The 9535-nt window shown below is 70.4% G+C and carries 10 protein-coding genes; 1 reads left to right on the top strand and 9 read right to left on the bottom strand.

Annotated features, from left to right (window positions below; genetic code table 11):
* The 3 genes from VFF46_RS14365 to VFF46_RS14355 all read right to left on the bottom strand — a co-directional run.
* Positions 1–2037 (bottom strand): polyribonucleotide nucleotidyltransferase (locus tag VFF46_RS14365; protein ID WP_325037611.1); only part of this gene is annotated, 2037 nt, incomplete at its 3' end.
* A 271-nt stretch (positions 2038–2308) separates the two neighbouring features.
* Positions 2309–2581: a 30S ribosomal protein S15 gene (gene rpsO / locus VFF46_RS14360; RefSeq protein WP_171670133.1), complete on the bottom strand. Its 273-nt coding sequence runs from the start codon at positions 2579–2581 to the stop codon at positions 2309–2311.
* Between the two features lie 116 nt (positions 2582–2697).
* Complete coding sequence (locus tag VFF46_RS14355) at positions 2698–3660, bottom strand: bifunctional riboflavin kinase/FAD synthetase (RefSeq protein ID WP_325037610.1); 963 nt, start codon at positions 3658–3660, stop codon at positions 2698–2700.
* A 128-nt stretch (positions 3661–3788) separates the two neighbouring features.
* Here VFF46_RS14355 and VFF46_RS14350 point away from each other — a divergent pair, with 128 nt between their 5' ends.
* The gene (locus tag VFF46_RS14350; RefSeq protein WP_325037609.1) at positions 3789–4793 is read left to right on the top strand and encodes an SGNH/GDSL hydrolase family protein; all 1005 of its coding nucleotides are present in this window, start codon (positions 3789–3791) and stop codon (positions 4791–4793) included.
* Positions 4794–4833: 40 nt separating this feature from the next.
* Here the strand turns inward: VFF46_RS14350 and VFF46_RS14345 are convergent, their stop codons facing one another.
* The 6 genes from VFF46_RS14345 to VFF46_RS14320 form a co-directional block, all read right to left on the bottom strand.
* Positions 4834–5730, bottom strand: coding sequence for an NAD-dependent protein deacetylase (locus VFF46_RS14345; RefSeq protein WP_325037608.1), 897 nt, complete (start codon positions 5728–5730; stop codon positions 4834–4836).
* A gap of 13 nt (positions 5731–5743) precedes the next feature.
* Entirely contained in the window at positions 5744–6733 is a 990-nt protein-coding gene (locus VFF46_RS14340) for an acyltransferase domain-containing protein (protein ID WP_325037607.1), read from the bottom strand.
* Positions 6734–6738: 5 nt separating this feature from the next.
* On the bottom strand, positions 6739–7602 hold the full coding sequence (locus tag VFF46_RS14335) for an LLM class flavin-dependent oxidoreductase (protein WP_325037606.1): 864 nt from the start codon (positions 7600–7602) through the stop codon (positions 6739–6741).
* Between the two features lie 62 nt (positions 7603–7664).
* A complete protein-coding gene (truB, locus tag VFF46_RS14330) occupies positions 7665–8564 on the bottom strand; it encodes a tRNA pseudouridine(55) synthase TruB (RefSeq protein ID WP_325037605.1) in 900 nt (299 codons plus the stop codon).
* An 8-nt stretch (positions 8565–8572) separates the two neighbouring features.
* On the bottom strand, positions 8573–9016 hold the full coding sequence (gene rbfA / locus VFF46_RS14325; RefSeq protein ID WP_325037604.1) for a 30S ribosome-binding factor RbfA: 444 nt from the start codon (positions 9014–9016) through the stop codon (positions 8573–8575).
* A gap of 101 nt (positions 9017–9117) precedes the next feature.
* Positions 9118–9535: EF-Tu/IF-2/RF-3 family GTPase (locus tag VFF46_RS14320; protein WP_325037603.1), on the bottom strand; the 418-nt coding region annotated here is incomplete at its 5' end.

Here is a 9535-nt window from a genome sequence, read left to right as displayed (position 1 = left end):
GATGTGCAGCAGGCCGTCCTTGCCCGGCAGCAGGCTGATGAACGCACCGAAGTTGGTCGTCTTCACGACCGTGCCCAGGTAGCGCTCGCCCTTCTCCGGCATGGTCGGGTTCGCGATCGCGTTGATCGCGGCCCGGGCGGCCTCCGCCGACGGACCGTCGGTGGCGCCGATGTACACCGTGCCGTCGTCCTCGATCGAGATGTCGGCGCCGGTGTCCTCGGTGATCTGGTTGATCATCTTGCCCTTCGGGCCGATGACCTCGCCGATCTTGTCGACCGGGACCTTCACCGAGATGACCCGCGGCGCGAACTCGCTCATCTCACCCGGCGCGTCGATGGCCTTGGCCATCACGTCCAGGATCGTCAGCCGGGCGTCCTTGGCCTGGGTCAGCGCGCCGGCCAGCACGCTGGCCGGGATGCCGTCCAGCTTGGTGTCCAGCTGCAGGGCGGTGACGAAGTCCTTCGTACCGGCGACCTTGAAGTCCATGTCGCCGAACGCGTCCTCCGCGCCCAGGATGTCGGTCAGCGCGACGTACTGCGTCTTGCCGTCGAGCTCACCGGAGATCAGGCCCATCGCGATACCGGCGACCGGGGCCTTCAGCGGGACACCCGCGTTCAGCAGCGAGAGCGTCGAGGCGCAGACCGAGCCCATCGAGGTCGAACCGTTCGAGCCGAGCGCCTCGGAGACCTGACGCAACGCGTACGGGAAGTCCTCGCGGGACGGCAGCACCGGCACCAGGGCCCGCTCGGCCAGGGCGCCGTGACCGATCTCGCGGCGCTTCGGCGAACCCACCCGGCCGGTCTCACCGGTCGAGTACGGCGGGAAGTTGTAGTTGTGCATGTAGCGCTTGCGCGTCTCCGGGGAGAGTGTGTCGAGCTGCTGCTCCATCCGGAGCATGTTCAGCGTGGTGACACCCAGGATCTGGGTCTCGCCGCGCTCGAACAGCGCCGAACCGTGCACCCGCGGGAGCACGCCGATCTGCGCCTTCAGCGGCCGGATGTCGGTCAGCCCGCGGCCGTCGATCCGGACCTTCTCCTTGAGCACGCGCTGCCGGACCAGCTTCTTGGTCAGCGAGCGGAAGGCTGCGGACAGCTCCTTCTCGCGACCCTCGAAGTCGGCGGCCAGCTTCTCCACCGTGGCGGCCTTGACCGCGTCGGTGGCGTCGTCGCGCTCGTGCTTCCCGGCGATCGTCAGCGCCTGCGCGAGCTCCTCGCTCGCGGAAGCCTCGACCGCGGCGAACGCGTCGTCGGCGTAGTCCGGGAAGACCGGGAACTCGCCGGTCGGCTTCGCGGCCCGCGCGGCCAGGTCGGCCTGCGCCTCGACCAGGATCTTGATGAAGCCCTTGGAGGCCTCCAGTCCCTCGGCGACGATCTCCTCGGTCGGCGCCTGCACGCCGCCCGCGACCTTCTCGAAGGTGGTCGGGGTGGACTCCGCCTCGACCATCATGATCGCGACGTCGCCGGTCTCGGTGACCCGGCCGGCCACCACCATGTCGAAGACCGCGTCCTCGAGCTCGGTGTGGGTCGGGAACGCCACCCACTGGCCCTCGATCAGCGCGACGCGGACGCCGCCGATCGGGCCGGAGAACGGCAGGCCGGCCAGCTGCGTCGACATCGAGGCCGCGTTGATCGCGAGCACGTCGTACAGCTTGTCCGGGTTCAGCGCCAGGACCGTGATGACGACCTGGATCTCGTTGCGCAGGCCGGACACGAACGACGGCCGCAGCGGGCGGTCGATCAGCCGGCAGGTCAGGATGGCCTCTTCCGAGGGCCGCCCCTCGCGGCGGAAGAACGAGCCGGGGATCCGGCCCGCGGCGTACATCCGCTCCTCGACGTCGACCGTCAGCGGGAAGAAGTCGAACTGGTCCTTGGGCTTCTTGCTGGCCGTCGTGGCCGACAGCACCATCGTGTCGCCGTCGAGGTACGCCGCGGCGGAGCCGGCGGCCTGCTGGGCCAGACGGCCCGTCTCGAAGCGGATGGTGCGGGTGCCGAAGCTGCCGTTGTCGACGACGGCCTCAGCGAATTCGGCGCCGTCCATCGGCGCACTTGTGGATCCCGACACGGGATACCCCTCTCTCACGGTGTGACGACCGCGAGGCGCGAGCTTCCGGGGTGCCGGTCTTCGATCGAGGCCCGCGGGTTGCTCACTGCTGAACCCGAAAGCCACTACCGAGGACCGGTCGTCCTCCCGCCACGCGCTTCGCGTCGCCTCGTTTCGTCTTTCCTACTCGATATTCAGTTAGCTCCGCATCAGCGTGCGGATACGCCAAGAGCGGCCACCCGGAATCGGGAGGCCGCTCCTCGCGACGTCATCGGCGCAGACCGAGCCGCTCGATCAGGGACCGGTAGCGGTTGATGTCCTTCTTCGCCAGGTAGTTCAGCAGCCGGCGGCGCTGACCGACGAGCAGCAGCAGGCCACGACGGCTGTGGTGGTCGTGCTTGTGCTCCTTGAGGTGCTCGGTCAGGTGGCTGATCCGGTGGGTCAGCAGCGCGACCTGGACCTCGGGGGACCCGGTGTCGCCCTCGGTCAGGGCGTACTCGCCCATGATCTTCTTCTTCGTAGCAGCGTCAACAGCTGACACAGGTGTCCTCTCGATTTCCGTTGCGCGGCGCACCGGGGCATTCTCCACCCGAGCACTCTCTGTCCGCGGCCGTTCAGACGGCAGCAGCCAGCGTATCAGTCCGTGGACGCGGCGCCCTAATCCCCTGCCAGCAGCCGGCGGGCGCCGTCCACGTCGGCCTTCATCTGGACCAGCAGCTCGTCGATGCTGCCGAACCGGATCTGGGTGCCGCGCAGCCGGGCCACGAAGTCGATCGCGACCTCGGCGCCGTACAGCTCGAGGTCGTCGCGGTCCAGCACGTACGACTCCACCCGCCGGTCCAGGCCGTCGAACGTCGGGTTGGTGCCGACGCTGATCGCGGCCGGCAGCGGATCCGGGTACGCCGGGGCGCCGGGCGCGGGCGTCAGTACGGTCAGCCAGCCGGCGTACACGCCGTCCTGCGGGACCGCGGCACCCGGGTCGGCCGGGATGTTCGCGGTCGGGTACCCGAGCTCGCGGCCGCGCTTGTCGCCCTCCACGACCACGCCGGTCACCCGCAGCGGCCGGCCGAGCGCCTCCGCCGCGGCCTCGACGTCACCGTCGGCGAGCTTCTGCCGTACGTACGTCGACGACCAGGGCTGCTCGTCCCCCGCGAGGCTCAGCCCCTCGACCTGGAAGCCGTACTGCGCTCCCGCCTGGACCAGGGTGTCGACGTGGCCGGCGGCCTTGTGCCCGAAGCGGAAGTTCTCGCCGACGACGACCGCCTTCGCGTGCAGGGCGTTCACCAGCGTGCGCTCGATGAACTCCTCGGGCGACCAGTTCGACACCTCCTTGGTGAACGGGAGGATCAGCACCGCGTCGGCACCGGCCGCGCCGAGCAGCTGGGCGCGCTGCTCCGGGCCGCTGAGCGCCAGCGGCGCGTGGTCCGGCCGCAGCACCCGCATGGGGTGTGGGTCGAACGTCATCGCGACCACCGGCAGTCCGCCCAGCTCCGCCGCCCGCGCGCGGGCGTGCGCGAGCACCTCCTGGTGACCGCGGTGCACGCCGTCGAAGTTGCCGATCGTGACCACCGTCGGCCCGAACTCCGGGCTCACCTGGTCCAATCCGTGCCAGACACGCATGGCAGCAGGATTCCATGTCCGGTACCGAACGCATGCATCAGGTCGGGAATCACCCCTTGTAATCGGGCAGTGACTCAACTTAGTGTGGGCCGCGCCCGTTGTGGCACTGCTGAGCCTGGGGAGGTCTCGTGAAGCTACGTCGTCTGGTCGCGGCCTGCGCCGCACTCGTACTGCTGGGTGGTCTACCGGCTGCTCAAGCCTCGGCGGCGCCACGATTCACGCGGTACGTCGCCCTCGGCGACTCGTACACGTCGGCGCCGTTCGTGCCGCTGGCCGACCTGCTGTCGCTCGGTTGTGCCCGCTCGTACAGCAACTACCCCAAGCAGCTCGCCGCCGCGCTGGGCGTGCACCGGTTCACCGACGTCAGCTGCGGCGGGGCCGACACCACGAACATGACCCAGCCGCAGAACACGATCCTCGGCACCGCGGCGCCGCAGTTCGACGCGCTCACCCCAGACACCGACCTGGTCACGCTCGGCATCGGCGGGAACGACTTCGGCGTCTTCGGCGACATCATCGGCACCTGCCCCGGGCTGCGCGCCTCCGATCCGGCCGGCGCGCCGTGCAAGGCGCACTTCACGGTCAACGGCGTGGACACGCTGCTGGCCAAGATCAAGCAGACCCAGACCCGGATCGCGATCGTCGTGCAGGGCATCCGGGCGCGGTCGCCGCAGGCCACGATCGTGCTGGTCGGGTACCCGAAGATCGCGCCGGAGCACGGCACCTGTCCGTCGATCCTGCCGTTCGCCGACGGCGACTACAGCTACCTGTACTCGATCGAGCAGGCGCTGAACGCGGCCGTCTCGAACGCGGCCGCCGCCGGCGGGGCGACGTACGTCGACACCTTCGGGCCGTCCACCGGGCACGACGCCTGCGCGCCGGACGGCCAGGCGTGGATCCAGGGCAAGGACATCAACCTGCTCCGCGCGCTGAACTACCACCCGCGCTTCGAGGGTGAGGCCGGCATGGCCGCGCTCACCTACAAGACGCTGACCGGGCAGCCGCCGGTCGTCACCGCGGCCGAGCAGTCCACCTGGGCGGCGAAGGCCCGCGCACTGGCGAAGCAGGCCGCAGCATCACCCCTGGCCCTCGAGGCCTCCAAGAACCGCGTACGGACCAGCGCGCAACGCTGACCCTTTCCAATCCGTACCGCGGACTCCGGGCCGGGCCACCTCACGCGTGGCTCGGCCCGGTGGTTTCTGCGAGCAGTTCCGTGAGGGCTTTACCGAGCGGAAGATTCACCCGGTACGTCGCGTACGGGTCACCGCGGGTCAGGCCCTGGTTGACGATCAGCACCGGCGTACCGGCCTTCGCTGCGTGCCGGACGAAGCGGAAGCCGGACATGACGGTCAGCGAAGAGCCCAGGACGAGTACGGCGTTCGCGTCGTCGATCAGGTCGTAGCAGCGCTGCACGCGGTGCTTCGGGACGTTCTCGCCGAAGAACACCACGTCGGGTTTGAGTACGCCGCCGCAGACCGTGCACGGCACCACCGTGAACGTGCGGACCACCTCGTCGGGCAGCTCGACATCGCCGTCCGGGTTGATCCGGGTCGCCTCGGCCGTGAACGCCTGGTTGGCCGCGCGCAACCGGCGATCCAGCACCTCGCGGGGTGACGTCGTACCGCAGTCGAGGCAGATGATCCGGTCGAGGTTGCCGTGCAGCTCGATCACGTCGCGGGCGCCGCCCGCCTGGTGCAGGCCGTCGACGTTCTGGGTGATGATCCCGCTCAGGTTGCCGCGGGCCTGCAGCGCGGCGACCGCGCGGTGCCCGTCGTTCGGGTGCGCGCGGGCGATCGTCCGCCAGCCGAGGTGGCTGCGCGCCCAGTACCGCTGCCGCGCCGCCTCGCTCCCGGCGAAGTCGCCGTACGTCATCGGGGTGTGCGTCCGCAGGCTGCCGGTCTCGCCGCGGTAGTCGGGGATCCCCGACTCGGTCGACAGCCCGGCACCGCTCAGTACGACGACTCCCCCGCCGGCGACGACCTCCGCGACCGGCCGGACGTCCGTCACCCCCGGCTCCAACGCCAGCACCTCGGGGCCCGGGGCCCACTCCAATGTCGGACGAGAACGCACCCCTCCAGCGTACCTAGAGGGGAAACCAGCCGGTCCGGAAGCGCCACGGCCGGCCGGCGCGAATGTGGTCGACGACCGCGCGTTGCAGAGTCGTTGTGCGTGGCAACGAGTCGAGCTCGGCGAGCGGTCGTTTGAAGAGGAACTCGACGACGGTCGCGCTGTCGTCCTTGTCGGTCTCGGGCAACAGCGTGAAGCGTTGCTGGAAGCGGATGAGGTTGGTGTCGGCCGCCAGGTACTCCGTCAGTTGCGGGTCGAGGACCCAGGAGACGCAGGTGGCGAAGCGGTACTGCTCGTCCGGGTAGTGCGTTCGGAAGAAGTCGCGGGCCCGGTCCAGGGCCGCGTCGACCGATTCGGGGGTGAGGCGTCCCTCCGGGATGTGCAGCCCGAGGACGGGTTCGCCGGGCGCGGGGCCGTTCTGGTCGGTGGCGTCGTACCAGCAGCGTTGCCGTTCGAAGTGCAGGCGGTCGAGGGCGTAGATGGCGCCGCGGAAGTGGTGGGTCACCCAGTTCTGCGTGTGCAGGCCGCCCTCGCCGTACAGGTCGCGGCGGTTCGCCATCTGGGCGCCGAGGACCGCGAGGATCGGCCACGAGTCGGCGTCGGTGATGCCGCGGTCCGCGTGGTACCGGCGTACGGCGGGAAGCGTGGCAAGGAACGCCCAGACGTAGAGGAAGCGGCCGACGGCACCGGTCGCGGCCGGGAGGTCCGGCCAGGGCGGCAGCGGGCCGGTGGTCCCCATGTGCTGGACGAGCTGGTGGTGACAGCGCTCCAGCAACCACCACAGCTCGGCGTCACGCTCCGGGTCGGGGCGGTTGGCGAGTGTGTCGCGCTGATCCTCCGGGCTGAGCCCGAGTTGGGCGAGCACCTCACTCGACGTCCACCGCGTCAGATCGACGGGTGTGGGTGGTGGGCCGATCTCGGCCAGCACGCGCAAGTACGCGAGGGCGTCGCCGGTCAGCCCCAGTCCGGCGGCGAGCCGTGCCACGTCGGCATCGGATCCTGTCACGGTCATTAGTCGACCCGGGGTGGTCCGGCGCGCAAGCGGCGCTCGGCGGCTTCGCGGGCGACTGCCTGGTCCAACGACGACCAGTCGGCGTCGATCCACCAGGTGGCGCCCGCCTCTGCCCACGGGCGAACCGTGTCAGCGGCCCGGGCGTCGTCGGCGCCGGTCGTGCCTTCGGCGACCACGTCGTACCCGTCCATGGTCAGACCGTGCGCCGCGCGCTCCCGGCGGATCCAGGCGACGCCTTCGGCCAGGTGCTCCGGGGTCAGCTCGCCCGGCGGCTCACCCGGCGCGACGATCGGCGCGTAGTTCGGCAGCCAGCCGTCCTGGAGGGCCGCACGCCGCATGGACTTCGGTCTCGGCCAGCCACCCGCGACCCAGGTCGGCACCCGCGGCCGCTGCACCGGTGGCGGCGGGGCGGGCGGGTTCAGCTCCGGGACCTTGCGGGAGGTGTAGTGCTTCCCGGAGAACTCGAACGGCTCGTCGCGCCACAGGTACGGCAGCATCTCCAGCGACTCGTCCATCAGCTCGGCGCGCACCTTCCGCCCCGGGTCCTGTTCGAACAGCCAGAACCGGTCCTCGCCCGTCACCCCGAGCCCGACCGACAGGATCACCCGCCCGTTGCTCAGGTTGTCGACCGTCGAGACCTGCCCCGCGACGTCCCACGGTTTTCGGCGCGGCAGCGGCGTGAGCATGGTGCCCAGCCGGATCCGCTCCGTCGTCATCGCGGCCGCCCCGAGCATCACCCAGGCGTCGATCCCCCAGATCGACTCCCAGACGAAGAACCCGTCCCAGCCGTGCTGCTCCGCGATCACGGCCAGCTCGGCCGCGTCCCGCGCATCGCCGTACGCCATCACGAACCCGTATTTCATGCCACCGCACGCTACCCGGGCCCACCGACAGTTCTCTCAGCCAGTTCTCTCAGCCGGCTTTCTCAGCCGACGAAGACCGCCGTCGGCTTCGCGACCGGGCCGTGCGGCTCGTAGAGCGCCAGGAAGGTCCCGTCCGGGGCGAACATCGCGGTCTGCCCGGCTGCCAGGTCCAGCCCGGGCAACGGCCGGCCGGTCCGGATCGCGGCCGCCTGCGCGTCGTCCGCGTCGTACCGCGGAAAGGTGCCGCCGGCAACGTCCGCGATCGGCAGCCAGTCGAACGAGGTGGCCAGCGACTCCAGCGAGTGCGCCACCGACAGGCCGAACGAGCCGACCCGAGTACGCCGGAGCGCGGTCAGGTGGCCGCCGACGCCGAGCTCGGCGCCGAGGTCGCGGGCCAGCGCCCGGATGTAGGTCCCGCTGGAGCAGTCCACCGAGACGTCCACCGAGATCCCGTCGGCGTCCGGCCGGACGTCCAGGACGTCGTACCGCGAGATCGTCACTGTCCGCGCCTTGAGCTCGACCTCCTCGCCGGCCCGCACCCGGTCGTACGCCCGGCGGCCGTCGACCTTGATCGCGGACACCTTCGACGGCACCTGCGAGATCTCCCCGCGGAACCCGTCGACGGCCGCCGCGATCGCCTCCGCGGTCACCCCGGCCACCCGATCCGGCGGCGCGGTGGCCAGCACCTCACCCTCGGCGTCGTCGGTGGTCGTGGTGGAACCGAGCCGGATCGTCGCGTCGTACGACTTGTCCGCCAGCTGCAGGTGCCCGAGCAGCCGGGTCGCCCGGTTGATCCCGACGATCAGCACGCCGGTCGCCATCGGGTCCAGCGTCCCGGCGTGCCCGACCTTGCGGGTACCGGCCAGCTTGCGGATCCGGGCGACCACGGTGTGCGAGGTCAGGCCGCCCGGCTTGTCGACGACCACGATCCCGTCGGACGTGGGCGTGAAGTCCGGGGTCAACGCCGTACTCAGTCCTCGTCCTCGTCGTCCGCCTCGTCGTGCGGCCGCTTGTACGGATCGGCGTCGCCGGCCGGCTTCGCGCCCGCGGCGGCCTTGGCCACCTCGGCGTCGGCCATCCGCGCCTTCTCCAGCAGCTCCTCGATCTGGCCGGCGTTCTCCGGTACGGCGTCCAGGAAGAACGCCACGCTCGGCGTGTGCCGCAGGCCCAGTGCCTTGCCGACCTCGCTGCGGATCAGGCCCTTCGCCGACTCCAGCGCGGCCGCGGTGTTCGCGCGCGCCTGCTCGTCGCCGTACACCGTGTAGAACACGCTGGCCTCGCGCAGGTCACCGGTCAGCCGGGCGTCGGTGACCGTGACGAACCCGAGCCGTGGGTCCTTCACCCGGCGCTCCAGCAGCTCCGCGACGAGCACCTGGATCCGGTCGGCCAGCTGCTTCGCCCTTGCTTCACCCATCAGGGCTCACTCCCTCAATCATGAACAACGTCCGGAGAGGCGACCTGCGCCTCTCCGGACGTTACTCCGGCGCCCCTGGGATCAGGGGCACCACCTGCCTGTCAGCTGCGCGGCTTCTCGCGCAGCTCGAACGCCTCGACGACGTCGCCGATCTTGATGTCGTTGAAGTTGTTGACGGTCAGACCGCACTCGAAGCCCTCGCGGACCTCGGACGCGTCGTCCTTGAACCTCTTCAGCGACGACAGCTCGCCGTTCTCGACGATCACCGCACCGTCGCGGATCAACCGGACCTTGGCGTTCCGGCGGATCAGCCCGCTGGTCACCCAGCAACCGGCGATGTTGCCCACCTTCGAGGAGCGGAAGATCTCCCGGATCTCGGCCTGGCCGAGGGTGACCTCCTCGTAGATCGGCTTCAGCATGCCCTTCAGGGCCGCCTCGATGTCGTCGATCGCCGAGTAGATGACCGAGTAGTACCGGACATCCACGCCCTCGCGCTCGGCCAGGTCACCGGCCTTGCCC

Source organism: Kribbella sp., from assembly GCF_035655035.1.
GTDB lineage: Bacteria > Actinomycetota > Actinomycetes > Propionibacteriales > Kribbellaceae > Kribbella.
The sequence above is the reverse complement of the archived record's forward strand: the minus strand, read 5'-3'. Positions and strand labels throughout refer to the sequence as shown.

What these genes read in the sequence shown, in the direction of transcription:
- VFF46_RS14355 (WP_325037610.1), bottom strand. Translation starts at nt 3,660, where the DNA reads ATGCGTGTCTGGCACGGATTGGACCAGGTGAGCCCGGAGTTCGGGCCG.
- VFF46_RS14335 (WP_325037606.1), bottom strand. Translation starts at nt 7,602, where the DNA reads ATGAAATACGGGTTCGTGATGGCGTACGGCGATGCGCGGGACGCGGCC.
- rbfA (WP_325037604.1), bottom strand. Translation starts at nt 9,016, where the DNA reads ATGGGTGAAGCAAGGGCGAAGCAGCTGGCCGACCGGATCCAGGTGCTC.